Here is a 19780-nt window from a genome sequence, read left to right on the forward strand (position 1 = left end):
ATTCCACTTCAGCCGGCTACATCCTCTGGCGCCGCGGGCAGCGGACGCCGGGCGATCTTTTCTGCCTCCAGCCGTTTGAGGCCAAACCCCTGCAGGACGATGGCCGCTGTACGTTCGGCAAACCTGTCAACTTTGGACCGTAACACCTTCCGCGGGCGAACCGTCCGCATCGATGATGCTGACATATCAAGCTCAGCAGCGACTCCTGCGATCACAGTGCCAATTGCGGAAACGACGCAAATCAACTCATCCGCGATCATGAAGCGCTTTCGTGAAATTCCTATCGCCGCATCTCGCAGCAACCGCTGACCGAGACCCGTGCTTAACGCACGCGTAGATAGCCCCTCGCGTATCAAGAATTGTCCCCAGACCGGCTCGCGGCAGGCACGCAGGAGCGTATGGCGCACTGACACGGCGATCACTTCCGCCGGGTCGGCCAATCCGGTGGTGACTCCGTCAAGCCTGTTCGCGAAGTCTTCGAAGAGCCAGTCCACGAGCGCTGCGAGGATGCCTTCCTTTGATTCGAAGTAGTTGTAGAAAGACCCGAAACCCACGTCGGCGGCATCCGTGATCTCGCCGATCGTGACGCTGTCCATTCCTTTTTCCGTCACTAGTCGGAAGGTGGCGTTCAGCAACCGGACTCGAGTCTCGTGCTTGCGCCGGGCTAAACGGGGCGATTGCCCAAGCACCGGCTCACGGCTTGCGATCTGCGCATCGACCGCCGCCGACCGACCGCTTGCACGCTTGTTACGGACATCTGGCACGTTGCCTCCCGATTCTCTGTTGCATCAGATTTTAGATTTATATGTCATGAGTGACAATAGTATCAAACATGGGTTTAATGTCACCTCATGCGGTTAGCGTCGCAGCAGCGGGACGCAGCGCAATCGTCTTTGATGCGCTTCAGGCACTGGGATCGCGATTCGTAGGGTCCCGTGCACATGGGGCGCGGGGGCATGAGCCGACGCGACTATCCGGTGCTGCTGTCCCGCTGCCAGGTTGAGCCTGGCGTTCGCGATGACGCGCCACAACGCTTCGGAACAACGTTCAGTAGCGTTGTAAGCGGATCAGTAACGCATCGGATGGCATTCCGACTTTTGCGCTGGTGACAAGGCGTGCTTCTCACGCACACCACGGCTCCCGTCGGCGCGAGTCACTTTTCTTCCTGGATTCATCACCTGCCTTGTAAACATCGTGAAACATTCCGGTCCTGTCGCGCTGAAACGGGCGCGCTCCTCGTTTCCTTCCCTGTTCCGGCCAACGCACCGGATACCCGTTGTCATCATGGTGTGCAGCGCATTTTTCCTTAGCGCATGCCATCAGCGCGAAGCGCTCGTGCCGCAGCCAAAGCCCGTCGTGGCGCGCGTGGTTCATCCCGATGGACGAACGGCGGACGCATCGTTGCCGGCGCAGGTGCAGGCGCGCTATTCCACACCGCTGTCGTTTCGGGTCGGCGGCAAAGTGATCGAACGGCGCGTGCGTATCGGCGACACCGTGAAGGCGGGACAAATCGTTGCGCTCCTCGATCCGACCGATCTGCAAAACAATCTCGTCAACGCGCGCGCGCAACTCGACGCTGCCGAGCATCGTCTCGTGTTCGCGAAGCAGCAGCTCGATCGTGACGAGGCGCAGGCCCGTGCGAACCTGATCGCAACCGCGCAGCTGGAGCAGACCCAGGACGCCTACGCTTCCGCGATCGCACAGCGCAATTCCGCTCTCGCACAGATGGCGCTTGCGACGGATCATCTCCGCTATGCAACGCTCACTGCCGAGCACGACGGGGTCGTCACGTCGGAAGATGTCGATACTGGCCAGAACGTGCAGGCCACCCAAGCCGTGTACCACCTCGCCTGGACGGGCGACGTCGACATCGTCTGCGACGCGTCGGAAAACACGGTGAACGCGCTGAGAGTCGGCAGTAAGGCGAGCGTCTCGTTGTCGGCGCTGCCCGGCAAGTCATTCGATGCGTCCGTGCGCGAGGTGTCCGCCGCAGCAGATCCGGAAAGCCGCACATGGCGGGTCAAGCTGACATTGACCGCACCCACCGCCGAAGTGCGTCTCGGCATGACGGCCAACGTTGCGTTCCAGGACGCACGCGAGAGCGGCACTGGTAGGGCCTTTACGCTGCCGGTGACAGCGCTTTTTCACCAGGGTGAAAAGCCTGCCGTGTGGGTAGTCCGTAACGGTAGCGACGCGCTCGAACTGCGCCCGGTCACGATCGCGCAATACGGCGAACGCACGGTGTCGATCGCTGCCGGTCTGCACGATGGCGACCGCGTCGTACTGCAAGGCGTGCATGCGGTGAGTTCGGGCCAACACGTGCAGATGGTGCCTCCGCTACATCCGGAGGACTTTCCGTCATGAACGCGCGTGACCTGCAAAATGCGCGCGACAGCGCGCCCGTAAGTGCCTCGAACGAGACAGGCGCGAGCGGAACCGGTTTCAATCTTTCAGCCTGGGCGTTGCGGCACCAGCAGCTCGTGATCTTTCTGATCGGCCTCGCCACGCTGTTTGGCGTGATCGGCTATACGCATCTCGCGCAGTCGGAAGATCCGCCATTCACGTTCCGCACCATGGTCATCAAGTCTTACTGGCCGGGCGCGACCGCGCGCGAAGTGCAGGAGCAGATCACTGACCGCATCGGCCGTCAATTGCAGGCTGCGCCCTATGTCGACAACATCAAGAGCTACTCGCGGCCCGGCGAGTCGATGATCTTCTTCGCAATGAAAGATTCTGCGCCCGTCAAGGATGTGCCCGAGACGTGGTATCAGGTCCGTAAAAAAATCGGCGACATCGCGGCGACGCTTCCGAAAGGAACAATTGGCCCGTTCTTCAACGACGAGTTCGGCGACGTCTACACGAACATCTACGCGCTCGAAGGCGATGGCTTTTCTCCCGCGCAACTGCACGACTACGCGGACAAACTTCGCACGGTGCTGCTGCGCGTACCCGGCGTCGCGAAGGTCGACTACTTTGGCGACCCCGATCAGCACATCTTTGTCGAGATCTCGAACGCGCAGCTGACGCGGCTGTCGATTTCGCCGCAGCAATTGGCTCAGGCCATCGACGCGCAGAATGCCGTTGCCCCCGTCGGTACCATCACGACGGCGGATGACCGCGTGTTCGTGCGCCCGAGCGGCGCGTTCAAGGACGAACAGGCGCCCGCGGACATGCTGCTAACGGTCAACAAGCGCACATTCCGCCTCGGCGACATCGCGGCCATCAAGCGTGGCTACGATGATCCGCCTGTCACGCAGATGCGTGCCGGCGGCCAGGCGGTGCTCGGCATCGGCGTGACGATGCAAAAGGGCGGTGACGTCATCGACCTCGGCAAGGCGCTCGACGCAAAGACCGCCGAACTGCAGGCGACGCTTCCCGCGGGTCTCAGGCTCGCGCCGGTCTCGAGCATGCCCCATGCGGTCAAGCACTCGGTCAACGAGTTCGTGCGCTCGGTCGGTGAAGCGGTGGCGATCGTACTTGTCGTCAGCCTCGTTTCGCTGGGGCTGAGAACCGGCATGGTCGTCGTGATCACGATTCCGATCGTGCTGGCGATGACCGCGCTGTGCATGCATCTGTTCGGCATTGGCCTGGACAAGGTGTCGCTCGGCACGCTCGTGCTGGCGCTCGGTCTGCTCGTCGACGACGCGATCATCGCCGTCGAAATGATGGCGGTGAAGCTCGAACAGGGCTGGAGCCGCATGCGTGCTGCTGCCTTCGCCTATACGAGCACGGCCTTTCCGATGTTGACGGGAACGCTAGTGACGGTCGCTGGCTTTCTGCCGATCGCTCTCGCCAAATCGAGCACGGGCGAGTACACGCGCTCGATCTTCGAGGTGTCGGCGATCGCACTGATCGTCTCGTGGTTCGCGGCGGTCGTGCTGGTGCCGCTGCTCGGCTTTCATATGCTGCCCGAACGCAAAGGTCACGAGGGAGCGGCTCACGGGCACGAGCACGATGTCTACAACACGGGTTTCTACCGGCGCCTGTCGGGCTGGGTCACGTGGTGTATCGACCGGCGCTGGGTGGTGCTAGGCGTCACCGCCGTGCTGTTCGCGATCGCAATGGCGGTGTTCACCCGCGTGCCGCAGCAGTTCTTTCCGAACTCGGAGCGCCCCGAACTGCTGGTCGACCTGAGGCTGCCGGAAGGCGCTTCGTTCGAGGCGACGCTGCGTGAAGCGAAGCGGCTCGAAAAGGTTCTGGATGGCAAGTCAGAGATCGAACATTACGTCGACTTCGTGGGGACGGGGGCGCCGCGCTTCTATCTGCCGCTCGATCAACAGCTGCAACAGCCCAACTTCGCGCAGTTCGTCATCACCGCGAAGGACGTCGAGACGCGCGAGGAGTTGATGCACTGGCTCGACGCGAAACTCGAGAAAGACTTCTCTGGCGTACGTACGCGTGTCGCGCGACTCGAAAACGGTCCGCCCGTGGGCTTCCCGATCAAGTTCCGCGTCAGCGGCGACGACATTGCGACGGTGCGCTCGATCGCGGATACGGTGGCGGAGCAGGTCCGTGCCGACCCGCGCACGCGTAACGTCCAGTTCGACTGGGACGAGCCAGCAGAGCGTTCAATGTCATTCGAGATCGATCAGAATCGGGCGCGCCAGCTTGGCGTCACCTCGCAGGACGTCTCCAGCTTCCTCGCGATGACGCTTTCCGGCTACACGGTCACGCAGTACCGCGAACGCGACAAGCTGATCAACGTCGACCTGCGCGCGCCGAAGAACGAGCGGGTCGATCCCGCAAAGCTCACGAGCCTGGCGATCCCCACGCCCAACGGCCCAGTGCCGCTCGGCTCGCTGGGACACGTCCGCGACACGCTGGAATACGGGGTCATCTGGGAGCGCGACCGTCAGCCGACCATTACCGTGCAGGCCGACGTGCGCGGCGACGCGCAGGGCATCGACGTGACGCGCGACATCGAGCATGCACTCACCGTTGCGCGCGCCAGATTACCCGTCGGTTACCGGATCGAGGTAGGCGGCGCGGTGGAAGAGAGCGTCAAGGGCCAGACATCGATCAACGCGGAAATGCCGTTGATGATCATCGCGGTGCTGACGTTGCTGATGATCCAGCTGAAAAACTTCGCAAGAACCTTCATCGTCGTGCTGACCGCGCCGCTTGGCTTGATCGGCGTGGTGGCCGCGCTGCTGCTGTTCGGCAAGCCGTTCGGCTTCGTCGCGTTGCTGGGCGTGATCGCGATGTTCGGCATCATCATGCGCAACTCCGTGATTCTGGTGGACCAGATCGACCAGGACATCGCAGCGGGGCAGCCGCGCTTCGACGCGATCATCGGCGCGACCGTGCGGCGGTTCCGGCCGATCATGCTGACGGCCGCTGCTGCCGTGCTCGCGCTGATTCCACTGCTTCGCTCGGGCTTCTTTGGCCCGATGGCAACCGCGCTGATGGGCGGCATCACCATCGCCACAGTTCTGACGGTGTTCTTCCTGCCGGCGCTCTACGCGACCTGCTTCAGGGTCCGGCGTGACGAGCGCGACGCGCAACCAGTCGTCGTCGAGCATACGGAGGTTTGATCATGAGCTTTACCTGCAAGACATCCGTGGCGGCCGCGGCAGCGGCACTCGCCCTGTCCGCGTGCTCGTTCGGGCCGAGCGGCGAGCCGCCAGCCATGCCGTCGCCCGCGCACTATGGCGCTGAGGCGCAGCCATCGAAAACGGTGGCTGCGGGTGGCGTTGCGCAGACATTCGATGTCGGCGCGGCTCCCATGCCGCAATGGTGGCGGCTTTATCGCTCAGATGCGCTCGACGCCTTCGTGGACGAAGGCTTGCGCAACAGTCCGACACTCGCCGCGACACAGCGCACGCTCGCGTCAGCGCGCGAGCAACTGCGCGCACAGATCGGCGCATCGACGCTGCCGTCGATCGACGGCGCCGCGCAGGTCGAGCGCGCGCGTACGCCTATCGTTCCGGGGCTTGGACCCGAGCAGGTGCAATACAACTTTTTTGCTGGGCAGATCTTCACCCATTACACGTTCGACCTGTTCGGCCAGACGCGCTACATGAATTCGGCGAGCGCGGCGCGTGTGAACGTGCAGGCGTTCGAACTGGAGGCGTCGCGTCGGGCGCTCGCCGCGAACATCGTCGGTACTGCGATCAATGTGGCGGCGCTCGATCGGCAGATCGCGCTTACCGAACGGCTCGTTGCGGTGTCGAACGATGCTGCAAATGAGGATCAGCAGCGCTACACGCTCGGCTCTGTCTCACGCGCACAGGCGCTTGAGTCGAAACAGGGCGCTGCTGACATCGCGGCGACGTTGCCGTCGCTACGTCAGCAACGCGCGTCCTCTATCCACGCGCTGGCCGTGCTGATGGGGCGCACGCCGGATAACGCGCCGAGCGTGCCGGAACTCGATAGCCTGTCGCTGCCGGAGCACGTGCCCGTGGCCGTGCCGTCGGATCTGCTGCGCTCGCGCCCGGACATCGAGGCAGCCGACGCCGCCGTGAAGGCCGCCGCCGCGGATGTCGGCGCCGCGACCGCGCAAATGTTCCCGAGCCTGTCACTGACGGGCTCGATGGGACGAGGCGGCTTCAGCTGGCCGGCGGTGACCTCGGGCGCGGGCGCACTGTGGGCGATCGGCGCCGGCCTGTCGCAGCCAATCTTCCATGGCGGCGCGCTGTTCGCTCAGCGTCGCGCGTCGGTCGACGCCTACGACGCTGCCGTGCTGCACTATAAGGCGACGGTGCTGTCCGCTTTCCAGGATGTGGCGAATTCGCTGGCCGCGCTGGATAACGACGCGCAGATGCTCGCTTCGTCGGACGAAGCCGCGGACGCCGCTCGCGCGGCATTCGAGGACACGGCGTCGCGACACCGCATGGGCTCGCTGCCTTCGACGGCACGACAGGCGAGCGAGTCGCGTTACCTGAACGCGCAGATTGCCGCCGTGCGCGCAGCCGGTCAGCGCATGAGCGATACGGCGGCGCTGTTTCAGTCGATGGGCGAGTTGCCCGCCACCCCGCAGAGCGCAGCCGCGGCGCGATGACCGGGTGTTCGTGACAGTGGCGAGGACAGTCGGGCCGGACCGGCGGCGAGCAATCGGTTCAAATATGAGGAAGCCTTGCGCGGAGTGGGGAGGACAGCACTGTCCTGTCCGCAATTGCACACTGCGCGAAAAGGGCGGTTACGTGCTTTGAGGAATGAGTCGGTGCGAACGGCGGGGAAGCCATCCCTTTGCGTTATCTGCTGGATGCCTCGCTGATTTTTCCGTCGACGCAGAATGCGATCCGGCTCATATGCTCAGCGCTTCGCGAAATAGCGAGGTATCGCTGCGAGACGCTCGACAACCACGGCCGGGACACTATCAACTCAGCCCTGATCGACGGCTTCCTCGACGGTGGGCAATGGACGGGTAGCGATCTTTTCCGCCTCCGCGCGCTTCAGTCCGAGCGTTTGCAGCAACATTGCTGCCGTGCGCTCGGGAAAATGCTCGCCGCTAAAGCCCAATTCTGTCAGCACGCCCGCCGCGCTGGCGCCCGGCACGACAAAGTTCAACTCGGCGGCGATGGCACACAGCACCGTGCCGCCCACTGCGAGAAATCCGATAAAGGGGTCCGCCACGACGAACCGCTTCGCCGCAATCCCGTTGCCGATGTCGCGCAGCAGTCGCTGACCGAGTCCGCGGCTCATTGCGCGCGCAGAAAACCCTTCACGTATCAGAAAACGTCCCCACACGGGATCATGCCGCGCCCGAAGGACCGTATGGCGCACAGAGACGGCGACTACTTCTGCGGGGTCGGAAACGCCGCCTGTAAGGCGATCGAGCATGTTCGCGAATTCTTCAAACACGTTGTCGACAAGCGTCGCATAGATCGCTTCCTTCGATTCAAAGTGGTTGTAAAACGAGCCGAAGCCGACGTCAGCGGCCTCCGTGATTTCGTTGATCGCCACGCCCTCCATGCCTTTTTCGGCCATCAGCCTGAGAGCAGCGTCGAGCAGACGGGTTCGCGTCTCACGCTTGCGACGTGCACCGCGCGGCTCCCGTTCTTCGGCAACGGGTACGGGGGCGACGGACGTGGCAACGGTGGAACGCTTGCCTGCCCGGCGATTTGTCGTGTTGGTCATCGTGATCCCTGATCTGGACATACCGCGCAGTATAGATTCGAATCTCTATATTGACAAAATCATCAGCGATGAGTTTAATGTCATCAAAGGCCTCGACGAGCCGATTCGACCAGAACCGATGGAGTGATCATGGAGACAGCAGCCAGAAGCGGTGCCGCCCCCCGGCGTTGGCATTGCGCCGCCCGCGCGCCGATGCGGGCATCCGTACCCGCTTTCGATAGCGCGTCGGCGAAGCATCTATTGCCGTTCGATCCTGCCGCCAATGCGGCAGGTTTCAAAGTCGAATCGGCCGTTGCGACCGAGTGAGGTTCCGACATGAAACTGACTACTGCACAGCCCGCTCGTCATCCCCATCCGACGGCAAAAGCGACCGCATTGGCCTATCTGGTATTCGAGCGACCGGACCTCGAACAAGCGGAGCATTTTCTCAACGACTTTGGGCTTCAAACGGTATCGCGGGACGAGGCGCTGCTTCTTCTGCGCGGCACGGAGGCTTCGCATTTCTGTCATGTGGTGCGTAGGGCGCCGAAAGCGCGGTTTGTGGGGTTCGGCCTGCAAGTCGACAGCCGCGAGGAGCTTGATGCGCTGGCGAAGCTGCCGGGCGCGTCCGAGGTAGAAAACTCCGCGCTACCGGCCGGCGGCTACGTGGTGCGGCTGACAGACCCTTCCGGTTTCGCTATCGATGCGATATGGGGCCAGGCACCCGCGTCAGCGTTGCCGCACCGCCTGCCGTTGCCATTCAATTCCGTCGATGCCACCGTTCGCGTCAACGATACGCAGCGACCGCCCGAGCGCGCTCCAGAGGTCATCCGGCTAGGGCATGTCGTACTCGAACTCGCCGACTTTCAGGAAACCTGTGCCTGGTACACGCGGCACTTCGGGTTCATCCCGAGCGACGTACAGGTGCTTCCCGACGGCTCGCCGGCGGTCGCATTCATGCGTCTCGATCTTGGCAGCAAGCCGGCCGATCATCACACGCTAGCGCTTGCTCAGGGATTCGCCGCGACCTACAGCCATAGCGCTTACGAGCTCATCGACGCGGACGCGGTCGGTATGGGCCAGCGCGTTTTGCGCGACAGTGGCTGGTCGCACGCGTGGGGGATCGGCCGACATATCCTGGGCAGCCAGATTTTCGACTACTGGCAAGACCCGTGGGGCGACAAGCACGAACACTACTGCGACGGCGACCTGTTCACGTCCGATGAGCCAACGGGAATCCATGCCGTGAGTCGCGAGGCAATGGCTCAGTGGGGGCCGACCATGCCGCGCAGCTTCACGAAGCCCAAATTCACGCCGACGAGCGTTGTGGTGCTTTTCAGAAACCTGCGTTACAGCCCTGACCTGACTTTGAGCAAGCTGCGAACGCTGGCGAAGATTTTCGCCTGAACCCAGGCATCCCTATTCATCCGGAGAATTGAACAATGGCACTTCACGTCCTGCATTATCTTCATCATGGCCGTGCCCAGTGGGGCGTGGTCGCGGAGGGCGCCATCACGCCGATTCCAGGCGAGTACGAGTCGACCGCTGCGTTCATCGAGGCCAATCCGGTGGAGCGGCTCGTGATACTCAGCGGCCCATCGATTCCCGAATCGGAGGTGCAGTGGCTGTCGCCCATAACCGCCGACCAGCAGTTCATCTGCCAGGGCGCGAATTGCCGCCAGCATATGATCGAGTCCGGCATGGACCCGGACGTCAAGAAGTTCAACATGATTTTCACGAAGGCACCGAGCTGTATCGTTGCGGCGGACTCAGCCATCGTGAAACCACGCGCGGTGCGGTTCCTTGACTATGAGATCGAACTCGGTCTCGTGCTCAAACGCGATATCACCTCGGCTGAGACTGTCACCGAGGAAAACCTGCACGAGTACATCGCGGGCGTTGTGATCGTCAACGATTATTCAGCGCGTGATATCCAGATTCCGCAGATGCAGTTTTACAAGGGCAAGAGCTTTCGGACATTTGGCCCTGTCGGCCCTTATCTTTGCCTGCTCGAGAAGCATGACATTCCGAAGCTGAAAGAGCTCGTGCTGACGCTGACGGTCAACGGAACCGTCCGCCAGAACGACACTACTGCTGGCCTTGTCTATGGCCCGGCAGAGACTCTGACTGAGCTTTCCCGTGTGCACGACCTACGCACGGGTGACCTCCTTGCAACCGGCACACCATCTGGGTGTGCGCTGAGCATTCCTTCACCAGAGAAGCTGCGCGCTGCGGCGCAGTTGTCCGAAGAGGATAAATGGCGGCTTTTCCTGAAGATGCAGGAGGACAGGCCTCAGTATCTTCAGGTGGGAGACGTTGTCGAGGCATGGATTGTCAGCCTCGACCGCTCAATCAACCTGGGCGTGCAGCAAAACGTCGTCGTTGAAGAGGCAGTATGAAAGACGCCGCAAAAGGACAGGATGTTCTCGCTATCGAAGCATCGGGACAAGTGCCGGAGCTTCCGTCGAGCACCTACGAAATGATCTGCAGGGGCGCTGCCATCAATCCATCGGCGCCCGCGCTTTCCTTCTTTCGAACAGCCGATGACTATGCGAGCCCGGAGTGCTGGACGTACAGCGACCTGTTGCGTGATATCACGCGCACCGCAAACATGTTTTCGCGGCTGGGCGTGGAAAGGAACACCGTCATCGCCTATATGCTGCCGAATCTTCCAGAGACACACTTCGTGATCTGGGGAGGCGAAGCGGTCGGAATTGTCTGCGCTATCAATCCACTGCTTGAAAGCGAAGCCATCGGCGAATTGCTGAAGGCATCAGGTGCCAGCGTGCTCGTAACGCTCGCGCCGTTCCCCGGCACTGAACTATGGCAAAAAACGCAAGCGGTGTTGCATCATGTCCCCGCCATAAAAGATCTCGTGCTCGTTAATCTGGCCGACCGGATACCGGGGGAAAAAGGATTGACGGCCCGGATACTACAACGTGGCGAAACCGCGAGTCTGCATGGCAAAGGCGGCGTGCGCAGCGCAGTTCCTGCGCAGATCCGGATCCATGATTTTGGCACCGCGATTGCGAACGAGTCCGGAATCTCGCTCGACAACTCGCCCTCGGCGAGGATCGACGATATTTCGTCCTGCTTTTGCACGGGCGGCACCACGGGATTGCCGAAGATCGCGATGCGCCGGCACCGCAACGAGGTTGCCAATGCGTGGAACACGGGGCGGTTTCTCGGCAAAAGCATCGGTCCGGGCAAAACGATATTTTGCGGACTGCCGCTATTTCATGTGAATGCCGTGATGGTGACAGGTCTGCTGGCCTTCTCGCGGGGCGCTCATGTCGTTCTCGGCACACCGCAAGGATATCGCGGCGACGGTGTTGTAAAGCGCTTCTGGGAAATTGTTGAACATTACCGCATCAATTTCTTCAGCGGGGTGCCAACGCTCTATGGGTCACTGCTCGAGGTTCCTATTGGCGAGCACGATATTGGTTCGCTCGAGTATGGGTTATGCGGCGCCGCGCCGATGCCAGTCGAATTGCTTCGCAATTTCGAGCATCGCACAGGGATTCGAATCCTCGAGGGCTACGGACTCACTGAAGGAGCCTGCGTGAGCAGCGTTAATCCGCCGCTTGGTGAACGCAGGGCGGGCTCGATTGGCCTTTGCCTTCCCGGTCAGGCAATGAAGGTCGTAGTGGCCGATGAGGCCGGCCGGTATACACGAGATTGCGCGGCAGATGAAGTCGGCCAACTGGTGATCTCCGGACCGAATGTGTTCGTTGGATATTCCAGTCCAGAGCAGAACAGTGGGATCTGGATGGACCTCGGCGACGGCGAACGTTGGCTCAATACCGGCGATCTCGGGCGCCGCGATGCCGACGGATACTTCTGGCTCACGGGCCGGAAAAAGGAGCTGATCATTCGGGGCGGTCACAATATCGACCCAGCGGCTATCGAAGAAGCCCTGCATCGTCATCCCGCGGTTCAGATTGCCGCCGCCGTGGGCCGGCCCGACGCGCATGCGGGGGAGTTGCCGGTCGCCTATGTCCAGCTCAAACCAGACGTCACGACAACCGAAGCGGAACTGGCCGTATTCCTGCGCGCCTGCATTAGCGAGCGGGCTGCGCTTCCTAAGGCAATCCGCGTCATCGATACGATGCCGCTGACAGGCGTCGGCAAGATCTACAAGCCGGCGCTGAAATGGCGAGAAATGGCGGACGCGTTGCGATCCGCACTCGTTGAGGCGGGCATCAGCGATGCAGCGGTGAGCATCGTCGAAGACGCCGGTCGCGGGCTGATGACTCATGTCGAGCTCAACAGCGTCGAGCTCGAAGAACTGGCGCGCGCGACGCTCGCGCGCTTTCCATTCGGTTTTTCGCTTTCCGTCCCGGCGATCTCGAGGGGTAACGCGGGTCACGCCTGAACGCCAGTGGCATTGGTTATCGAGCAAGAGCAGTGGCTTTTGGATGGAGACGAAGATGGGTATTGCACCGGAAGCGACGTTGCGATCGCTTGTTGAAAAATGGCTCGGCTCCGTTTCGGCAACGCCGCTGCGGATTACCCGACGGGGTCGCGCGCAGTCGAATCAGGGAGTCTACGTACACATCGAACTGGATCTGCCAGGGGAAAGCGTTGGCCTGTTTTTCTTCCGGCACTCCGATGGTTCGTGGCGCGTGATCCCGCCGGAAGCTGCGCGCCCGTCAATGCGGGCTCACTGACAAATCCCGTTCTCGAGAGCGCGTCGTAATCTCACGCCAGGCATAGATCTGTAGCCAGGCGCCTTGACTGCGGGCGCGAAAAAGAAGAGCGGTGAAAAGCGTCATCAGAGACGCGCGAAAGCGCGTCATTTCATTTAGTACGACTCCATAAGAAGCGCGCCTGACTTCGTTCGATGCAATCGAACGAAGTCAGGCCGACACCACGCGGTCAAGGGCGCCCCATGAAGCGCCGTGACCGGCAGGCGACAAAAAACTATTCAGCCAATGAGACAGGAGAAGACACGTGATGAATGACAGGAGAACGGTTCGTGCCGCTGGTTTCGCGGTGTGCTTCTGCGCGGTCGCGTTTGCTGGTAACGCGCTCGCGCAGACGGCCGGGAGCTTCACCGTGGCGACCGGGTGGCTCCACGTCGCGCCACAGAGCAGTGCAACGCCGCTGACCGTGGAAAGCGTGGGTGGGATGACAGTGAATCAGCAACTGCCCGGTACTGGGGCGCATGCGACGTCCACGGACACAATGGGGATCACGACCGAGTATTACGTCACCGAACACATCGGCATTGCGACGCTCATCGGACTCCCGCTCACGGTGGATCTGGTCGGGGATGGCTCGCTCGCGAAGTATGGCACTCTGGGCTCGACACGGCCGATTCCGCCCGCGCTTGTCTTTCGATACCACCTGCTTTCCGCCCAGTCGAAGTTCCGTCCTTTCATTGGGCTAGGCGTGAACTATACCTGGTTCACCCAGGTGCGCACGACGAACAGTCAGTTTGTCACTGACAGTCTCGGTCCAGGTGGGTCGGCGCACGGATCCCTCAGTTCATCCTGGAACCCGGTATTCGAGATCGGGGCTTATTACGCGATAACGAATCACTGGTCCGTGGGGGCGAGTGTCGGTTACGTTCCTGTAAAGACTCACCTTACGCTAGACGGGACAACGGCTAATGGGACGCAAATCGTTTCGAGATCGACGATCCGTATAAATCCCGTAAATGTCTTCCTGAATGTCGCTTATACCTTCTAGCCCACAAGGACAGCGTTTCAGGCGCCGGACACGGCGGAATACGTTCAACCAGTTTAGAGGTTCAAATGCACAACAAAATGAGGAAATGCGACCATTCGATACACGCTGATGACGCCCCGATGGACGTAACGCTGCGGCGTACGCTTTCCGTCGCGCGCGTGGGAGTAATGGTTGTGCAAGCGGTTTGGCTATCTCCTGCTTCAATGTTTCATCTCGGGTGAAACCATGAAGCGACAAGTGCTCAAATCGATTCTGTTCGCGCTGCCCAAAGTACTCGACCTGACGGCACGCCGTTTTCCCGCCTATCGTCAGCGCCTCAAGGAGCGGGACATTGCCGCCAGGATCGGGCTGATGGATCGGAGCGTCGGCCGCGTCCTCGAAATCAGGAACGGTCGCATCCGGTCGCGCCCTTGCACGCGTGGGCAAGCTGACGTGAGCATCCTGTTCAAGGATGTCGCCACGGCCCTGAAATTTCTTTCCCCACGGCAGGACCATGCTGAAATTATTCATGCGGCAAAGAACTTCAAGGTAGTAACCGAAGGCGACGATGAACTGCTGGTGTGGTTCATGCAAACGCTCAGTATGATGCAAACCATCGGCCTGCCGATGGGCACACCGATGCGGGACGGCACGCGCCGGTACACGACCTGCACGAACGGGGGACCTTTGTTCGTTTACGTGAAGGATGATCACATCATTCGGGTGACGCCCATCGATCTGGACGGCAAGGACGCTGCCAGCTGGGAAATCGAGGCGCGCGGGCGCCGTTTCAGCCCACCACGGCGAGGCCTCGTTGCACCGCACGCATTGGCGATCAAGTCGCTTGTCTATTCCGACAAACGGATTCTTCATCCGTTGAAGCGCGTTGATTTCGACGCAGACGGCGAGCGCAATCCGCAGAACCGCGGCAAGTCGGGCTATGTGCGGATCAGCTGGGACGAGGCGCTGGACATCGTCGCGAAAGAAATCAACCGGCAGAAGCGTGTTCACGGTCCCGGCTCAATTACGTTCCCCATGTCGTCGCATCATCAGTGGGGGAACATCGGCTACTACCTCAGCGCGCTCACCCGCTTTGCCAATCTGATTGGCTTCACTCGGGTTGCCGCGAACCCGGACAGTTGGGAAGGCTGGTACTGGGGTGCAATGCATCACTTCGGCAATTCGATGCGCGTCGGTGTGCCGTCAGGCTATGGCGGCATTGAAGACTGCCTGAAGGAGGCCGAGATGATCGTCTTCTGGTCTTCCGATCCGGAAAGCACTAACGGCGCGTATGCGGGATTCGAGGGTACGCCGCGGCGCCTGTGGGCCAAAGAACTGGGCATCGAGTTCGTTCACATCGACCCACACTGCAATCCGACCGCGCAGTTGCTGGGCGGGCGTTGGATTCCCGTGCGACCGCAAACCGATGCCGCTCTCGCGACCGCGATCATGTACGTTTGGGCCGTGGAGGGTTTATACGACGAGGACTACGTTGCCAACCGCACGACCGGCTTCGACGAGTGGCGCGCCTATCTGCTGGGCGATACGGACGGCGTGCCGAAGACGCCCGAATGGCAACAGTCCGAGACCGGCGTGCCCGCCAAGGACGTGCGGGCGCTCGCTCGCCTGTGGGGGAAAAAGAAGGCCTATCTCTCTGTCGGCATGACAGGCGCGGGATTCGGCGGGGCAGGACGCGGCGCGACCGGGGCGCAATGGGCGCGCTGCATGATCATGATGATGGCGATGCAGGGGTGGGGTAAGCCGGGCGTCAATTTTGGGTGTCTGCAGTTGGGTGCTCCGCACGACCTCCACTTCTATTTCCCGGGCTACGCGGACGGCGGGATGTCCGGCGACCTTGCGTGGACCGCCAATGCCGTCAACAACTATCAGCGCATGCCGCACATCCTGACCATGAATCCCGTCAAACAGATGGTCCCGCGGCAGCAGCTGCCCGATGCCATCATCAACGGCCATGCGACGGGATACCTGTGGGACGGTATGTCTCAGGAAGCGCAGTTCGCGCCGTTCAGCTACCCGATGCCGGGCTATTCACCGATCCACATGATCTATCGCTATGGCGGGTCGGCTTTCAGCACCGTCACGAAGTCCGGACGCTGGGCGGATGCTTATCGACATTCCAGCATCGAGTTCGTGGTGAACCAGTCGATCTGGATGGAAGGGGAGGCGCAGTTCGCCGACATCATTCTGCCGGCTTGCACGTCGCTCGAGAGATGGGATATCGGCGAGTGGTCGAATTCGGGCGGCTACGCACATCATGGCTTCAACACCGTCAATCATCGCATGGTGACGATGCAGCACAAATGCATCGAGCCTCTAGGCGAATCCCGCTCGGACTACGATATCTTCGCCGCTATTCTGACGCGTCTTGGTCTTGGCGGTGTCTTTACCGAGGGTTGCGGCGAACTCGACTGGGTCAAGCGGGTATTCGAGTCGTCGGATCTGCCGGATCACGTCACGTGGCGCGAATTCTGCCGCAAAGGCTATTTCGTCGTACCGCCAGAAAAGCCCGAATTGCGCCATCCCGTCGACATGCGGTGGTTCGCCGAAGGTCGGCGTAAGGATTTGCAGGAACCGCATCCGATGCCGTCGCAGTATGCCGAAAAGTTCGGGATGGGCCTGCAGACGCCGAGCGGCAAGCTCGAGTTCGTGCCGGAGTTGCTGAAGCGGCACACCGCCGATAACCCCGAGCGACCCCCGCTGAACCGGTATATCCCGTCCTGGGAGGGATTGCGCAGTGAATTGGCCCGGCGCTATCCCCTGCAACTGATAGCAACTCACAGCCGCTACAGTTTTCATACCCATTGCGACGGCAAGAATTCGTCAGTCAACAGCGTCGAGGATCATCGTGCGCTGATCGGCGGGCATCGCTTCTGGCTGCTGAGGCTTGGGTTCGCAGACGCGGCCGCGCGGGGCATTGCTCATCGCGACCTCGTCAAGGTCTACAACGACCGCGGCGCCGTGATCTGTGCGGCTGATGTGTCTGCTCTGTTGACCCCGGGCGTCGTCAAGTCGTATGAGGCAAGCGCGGAATTCCAGTTGATCGAAGTGGACGGCGAACGTGTCGAGATCGGCGGCTGCATGAACATGCTCACGCCCGACCGGTCGCAAACGGCAGGCACCAGCAGCATGAGTCCGAACTCATGCCTCGTACAGGTCGAAAAATGGCAAGGCGCCGATGCGTTCCTGCTCGGTCGCGCAGCGTGAGGAGAAACGCCATGAGCAAGTGGAATCTGGTTATCAAGGTCGGGCGCTGCGAGAACTGCCAGAACTGCGTGATCGCCGCGCGCGACGAGCACGTTGGCAACGAGTTTCCTGGTTACTCGGCACCGGCTTCGGCGGATGCCGAAAGCGCCATTCGCATCATGCGCCGCGTGCAAGGCGATTCGCACATGGTCGAGACGACGTACCTGCCGGTGATGTGCAACCACTGCGACGACGCACCTTGCATGCGTGTAGGCGGCGATGCCATCCGCAAGCGCGCCGACGGCATCGTCATCATTGATCCGGACAAGGCGCGGGGCAGAAAGGACCTTGTCAAGGCCTGTCCATACAAGGCGATCGTATGGAACGAGGCATTGCAACTGCCGCAGACATGGATCTTCGATGCCCATCTGCTGGATCAGGGTTGGCCGCACCCGCGATGCGAACAGGCCTGCCCAACGGGCGTTTTCGAAACCGTCAGGCTCGATGACGCCGCGATGGCAGAGAAGGCAAGACGGGAAGGACTCAAAGTTCTGGAACCGAGGTTAAAAACCAGTCCCCGCGTCTGGTACAGCGGCCTCGATCGTTGGGAGACGTGCTTTATCGGCGGCAGTGTCAGCGCGCAGGTGGGGCAGGTCGTCGAGTGTGTCGCTGATGCGGCCGTTGCGTTGTACTGGTGCAATCGGAAGGTGGCCGAAACCGTCACCGACGCGTTCGGCGATTTCCGGTTCTCGCGGCTCATCAAAGATAGCGGCCATTATCGGATCGAGATTCGTCATGGCTTGGGCAATGCGTTGCGCGAATGCGTATTGGGCGAGAGCGTGTATGTCGGCGAGATCGGCCTCGTGCAGTCGACGAACGCGGTTGAGGTGGACTGATGCCGGCGGTCTGTATTCATCCATGAAGCCGGTACGCCTGACACGCGCATGCAAAAAAGAGCAGACGCGAGAGCGCCTGCTCGACGCAGCGCGCCGTTCGTTCATCGAGCGGGGCCTGGCCGCGACGAGTGTGGAACACATCGCCGAGGCGGCCGGCTACACACGCGGCGCCTTCTATTCAAACTTCAGCAGTCAGCAGGAACTGCTACTCGAATTGCTGCAACGCGATGTAGAAAAGACGTGCGCGGACTGGCAGGCGATCATCAAATCGCCTGGCGCGCCGGACCAGGAAAAGGGTCGCGCACTCGCGCGTCTGAGTTGCGCTGAATTCGACAATGATTGCTTCCCGCTGTGGGTCGAAGCGGGCCTTCTCTCGTCGCGCGATAGCACGGTTCGGGAGCGGGTCACCGGGTTGCGGCAAAGGAAGCTGGCGAAGCTGGCCGCGTGTCTGTGCGCAGGCGTGCGTCCAGGCGACGGCGGCCGGCCTGCTCAACCTGAAGCGCTCGCGGCGGCCCTCCTCAGCCTCTGCGACGGCATGCGTTTCTTCCGGCTGTGCAATCCGGAAGGAATGACGGACGATTCGATTCGAGCCATTTTGGCGGCCTTGTTTTCCTGCACTTCGTCAGGTCCGGTACTGGAGAAACTTGAGTCGCTGGATGATGTCGGTGCAACGGTCCGCTTCCACTTACGCTCTTAGATCAATACGTTAGGACGGTCGTTTACGTTGATCTATCGCAAAACACTAGCGGGCCTGGCGAGGATACTCGTGAGAATCACAAACTCACTGAGGAGCGACTGATGGCTCAATTCATGAAAGCTGCGGTAGTCCATGCCTTCGGCGAGCCGCTGCGGATAGAAGAAGTGGCGGTTCCTGCGCCCGCTGCGGGTCAGATTCTCGTCAACGTGAAGGCTTCCGGGGTCTGCCACACCGACCTTCATGCCGCCGATGGTGACTGGCCGGTCAAGCCTCGCCTGCCGTTCATCCCAGGTCACGAGGGTGTCGGTTATGTCGCGGCGATTGGCGCGGGAGTCACGCACGTGAAGGAAGGCGACCGCGTTGGGGTGCCGTGGCTCTATACCGCATGCGGTCACTGCGAATACTGTCAGACGGGCTGGGAGACGCTTTGCCACGAGCAGCAGAATACCGGCTATTCCGTGAACGGCAGCTACGCCGAATATGTGGTCGCCGATCCGGACTACGTAGGTCATCTACCGAACGGGGTCGCGTTCGACGAAATCGCGCCGATCCTCTGCGCCGGAGTCACCGTATATAAAGGCATTCGGGTCACGGACACCCGGCCCGGTCAGTGGATCGCCATCTCGGGCATCGGCGGCCTCGGTCATGTCGCGGTCCAGTACGCCGTCGCGATGGGCCTGCATGTCGTTGCCGTGGATGTCGCGCCCGACAAGCTGGAACTTGCGCGCAAACTCGGCGCGCAAATCACCATCGACGCCTCGACGTCCGATCCTGCGAGCGAGGTCCAGAAACAGATCGGTGGCGCACATGGCGTTCTCGTGACCGCTGTCTCGCGCGGCGCGTTCGCGCAAGCGCTCGGCATGGTGCGCCGCGGCGGTACCGTCGCGCTCAACGGCCTGCCGCCCGGCGACTTTCCTCTGCCGATTTTTTCCACGGTACTGAATGGCATCACGGTTCGCGGTTCCATCGTGGGCACGCGTCGCGACCTGCAGGAATCGCTCGATTTCGCGGCCGAGGGAAAAGTGCGCGCACATATCCACCATGAGCGGCTAGAGAACATTAACGAAGTGTTCACCGCATTGCGCGAAGGCAAGGTCGACGGCCGGATCGTACTCACGGAACTTTGAATGAGCCACTGCCTTGTGCCGGTATCGCGCGCCGTGCGCGTCCAGTTGACGGCTCATCGTTGACCAGACGAACGAAGGCATTGATCCATGTCAGATCGGCACGGTGCCGCACGAGTAGTCTTCAC

The 19780-nt window shown here is 61.4% G+C and carries 14 protein-coding genes; 12 read left to right on the forward strand and 2 right to left on the reverse strand.

From position 1 onward, the window contains the following. Nucleotides 1–8: 8 nt before the first annotated feature. Nucleotides 9–764: a TetR/AcrR family transcriptional regulator gene (locus ACLFKU_RS33685; RefSeq protein ID WP_368585056.1), complete on the reverse strand. Its 756-nt coding sequence runs from the start codon at nucleotides 762–764 to the stop codon at nucleotides 9–11. A gap of 520 nt (nucleotides 765–1284) precedes the next feature. Between ACLFKU_RS33685 and ACLFKU_RS33690 the strand changes: the two genes are divergently transcribed. The 3 genes from ACLFKU_RS33690 to ACLFKU_RS33700 are packed head-to-tail and all read left to right on the forward strand — an operon-like array spanning nucleotide 1285 to nucleotide 7000. Continuing rightward, on the forward strand, nucleotides 1285–2364 hold the full coding sequence (locus ACLFKU_RS33690; protein WP_410852002.1) for an efflux RND transporter periplasmic adaptor subunit: 1080 nt from the start codon (nucleotides 1285–1287) through the stop codon (nucleotides 2362–2364). Next, nucleotides 2361–5534 (forward strand): efflux RND transporter permease subunit, encoded by a 3174-nt coding sequence (locus tag ACLFKU_RS33695; protein WP_410852003.1) that lies wholly within the window; start codon nucleotides 2361–2363, stop codon nucleotides 5532–5534. Before ACLFKU_RS33690 ends, ACLFKU_RS33695 begins: the two co-directional genes overlap by 4 nt. A gap of 2 nt (nucleotides 5535–5536) precedes the next feature. Then, complete coding sequence (locus ACLFKU_RS33700) at nucleotides 5537–7000, forward strand: efflux transporter outer membrane subunit (RefSeq protein ID WP_410852004.1); 1464 nt, start codon at nucleotides 5537–5539, stop codon at nucleotides 6998–7000. 323 nt (nucleotides 7001–7323) lie between these two features. Here ACLFKU_RS33700 and ACLFKU_RS33705 read toward each other — a convergent pair whose 3' ends face one another. Beyond that, nucleotides 7324–8079 (reverse strand): TetR/AcrR family transcriptional regulator, encoded by a 756-nt coding sequence (locus ACLFKU_RS33705; protein WP_368585051.1) that lies wholly within the window; start codon nucleotides 8077–8079, stop codon nucleotides 7324–7326. Between the two features lie 315 nt (nucleotides 8080–8394). Here ACLFKU_RS33705 and ACLFKU_RS33710 point away from each other — a divergent pair, with 315 nt between their 5' ends. The 9 genes from ACLFKU_RS33710 to adhP all read left to right on the forward strand — a co-directional run bounded on the left by ACLFKU_RS33710 (nucleotide 8395) and on the right by adhP (nucleotide 19655). Beyond that, a complete protein-coding gene (locus ACLFKU_RS33710; protein WP_410852005.1) occupies nucleotides 8395–9465 on the forward strand; it encodes a VOC family protein in 1071 nt (356 codons plus the stop codon). A 35-nt stretch (nucleotides 9466–9500) separates the two neighbouring features. Then, nucleotides 9501–10457 (forward strand): fumarylacetoacetate hydrolase family protein, encoded by a 957-nt coding sequence (locus ACLFKU_RS33715; protein ID WP_410852006.1) that lies wholly within the window; start codon nucleotides 9501–9503, stop codon nucleotides 10455–10457. After that, nucleotides 10454–12433: an acyl-CoA synthetase gene (locus tag ACLFKU_RS33720; protein WP_410852007.1), complete on the forward strand. Its 1980-nt coding sequence runs from the start codon at nucleotides 10454–10456 to the stop codon at nucleotides 12431–12433. Before ACLFKU_RS33715 ends, ACLFKU_RS33720 begins: the two co-directional genes overlap by 4 nt. A gap of 55 nt (nucleotides 12434–12488) precedes the next feature. Next, the gene (locus tag ACLFKU_RS33725; protein ID WP_410852008.1) at nucleotides 12489–12728 is read left to right on the forward strand and encodes a hypothetical protein; all 240 of its coding nucleotides are present in this window, start codon (nucleotides 12489–12491) and stop codon (nucleotides 12726–12728) included. 286 nt (nucleotides 12729–13014) lie between these two features. Further along, the gene (locus tag ACLFKU_RS33730) at nucleotides 13015–13752 is read left to right on the forward strand and encodes an OmpW/AlkL family protein (protein WP_368585091.1); all 738 of its coding nucleotides are present in this window, start codon (nucleotides 13015–13017) and stop codon (nucleotides 13750–13752) included. Nucleotides 13753–13977: 225 nt separating this feature from the next. Continuing rightward, nucleotides 13978–16956, forward strand: a complete 2979-nt coding sequence (locus ACLFKU_RS33735) for a molybdopterin-dependent oxidoreductase (RefSeq protein ID WP_410852009.1) — start codon at nucleotides 13978–13980, stop codon at nucleotides 16954–16956. 11 nt (nucleotides 16957–16967) lie between these two features. After that, nucleotides 16968–17831 (forward strand): 4Fe-4S dicluster domain-containing protein, encoded by an 864-nt coding sequence (locus tag ACLFKU_RS33740; RefSeq protein ID WP_368585045.1) that lies wholly within the window; start codon nucleotides 16968–16970, stop codon nucleotides 17829–17831. A gap of 22 nt (nucleotides 17832–17853) precedes the next feature. After that, complete coding sequence (locus tag ACLFKU_RS33745) at nucleotides 17854–18528, forward strand: TetR/AcrR family transcriptional regulator (RefSeq protein ID WP_368585044.1); 675 nt, start codon at nucleotides 17854–17856, stop codon at nucleotides 18526–18528. Nucleotides 18529–18629: 101 nt separating this feature from the next. Continuing rightward, on the forward strand, nucleotides 18630–19655 hold the full coding sequence (gene adhP, locus ACLFKU_RS33750; RefSeq protein ID WP_410852010.1) for an alcohol dehydrogenase AdhP: 1026 nt from the start codon (nucleotides 18630–18632) through the stop codon (nucleotides 19653–19655). Nucleotides 19656–19780: the final 125 nt, after the last annotated feature.

Source organism: Paraburkholderia sp. EG304 (assembly GCF_046543485.1).
Classification (GTDB): domain Bacteria; phylum Pseudomonadota; class Gammaproteobacteria; order Burkholderiales; family Burkholderiaceae; genus Paraburkholderia; species Paraburkholderia youngii.